Annotated in this window: 1 protein-coding gene; it reads right to left on the reverse strand. The window is 43.0% G+C overall.

Features of this window, described 5'->3' with window-relative positions:
• Positions 1-263: 263 nt before the first annotated feature.
• On the reverse strand, positions 264-662 hold the full coding sequence (locus tag LQT98_RS23540) for a hypothetical protein (RefSeq protein WP_231465655.1): 399 nt from the start codon (positions 660-662) through the stop codon (positions 264-266).
• Positions 663-958: the final 296 nt, after the last annotated feature.

Raw genomic sequence — 958 nt, forward strand, 5'->3', positions numbered from 1 at the left:
GGCAATATTCAAATATTGCCACTCAATCGGGATTTGCATGAGCAATATTCCTTGCGGCTCAGTCCAGTGCTTCATTGAATTCTCTCAAAGGTGCCCGTCATGGAGTGCATTGCAAATGCCTCTTTGTTGGTATGGCGCCGTTCATCCGCTTCCCAACAGGTTGTTTACATAGAGTGAGATGCATGTGAAGATAGGTTATTGTAAATGCTTAAACTACACAATACGTCCCATCTGTTAGGTGGTTTTTGAATTATTCTCAATTTTTATTCAAATCTTCTTTGTTTAAGTATTTTGTTGATCTCGTTAACGGCATTTCGCTCCTCGATTTGAAATGCATTCGGTTCGAGTGTGGCTTTGAGCGATTGGTATCCGAGAAAGAGGGTGGCTCCACTCATAATAATTGTGGCCAAGTCTGTTTTCCCATTTAGAGTTGCCCATGTTGCAGTACTAATGGCCAAAATTAAAGTTAGTGCATAAAATGGCCTAAGTCGCTTTACCTTTCTTGCTTGTTCGAGTTGGATGTTCTCTTGTCGGAATGGCCGTTCTCGAAGCAGCTCATCTATGGAACATTGAATCAAGAGCTTATGTGCATTGTGGGAGTTATCAGTGACATTGAAATTGCCCTGAACATTGATTTCTCCTGCATTGTTGAAGTCGCGCAACTTCTATCTCCCAAATAAATTTGTTTTCCTAGCGGTGATGTATCGACCTAACTATCTACTTTAGGTCATATTATGGATTTTTCAGTTGTTTGTCATTGTTTCCGATCTCGATTGAGAAGCTGACACCCTTCTCATGCTCATCTGTTGCATAGATAGGGATACAAAATGTAGAGGCCACGTTGCTATGTCCAAGGCTTGACCCTCGCCTTCTACTCAGCAACAATCCCCGCGTGCCGTTCTATCCCGGCACTGGGCGTGAGAACCCATCCTTGTTTTATCGACTGCGGGCGAAATGC

The organism is Chromobacterium aquaticum (assembly GCF_021129195.1).
Taxonomy (GTDB): Bacteria; Pseudomonadota; Gammaproteobacteria; order Burkholderiales; family Chromobacteriaceae; genus Chromobacterium; species Chromobacterium aquaticum.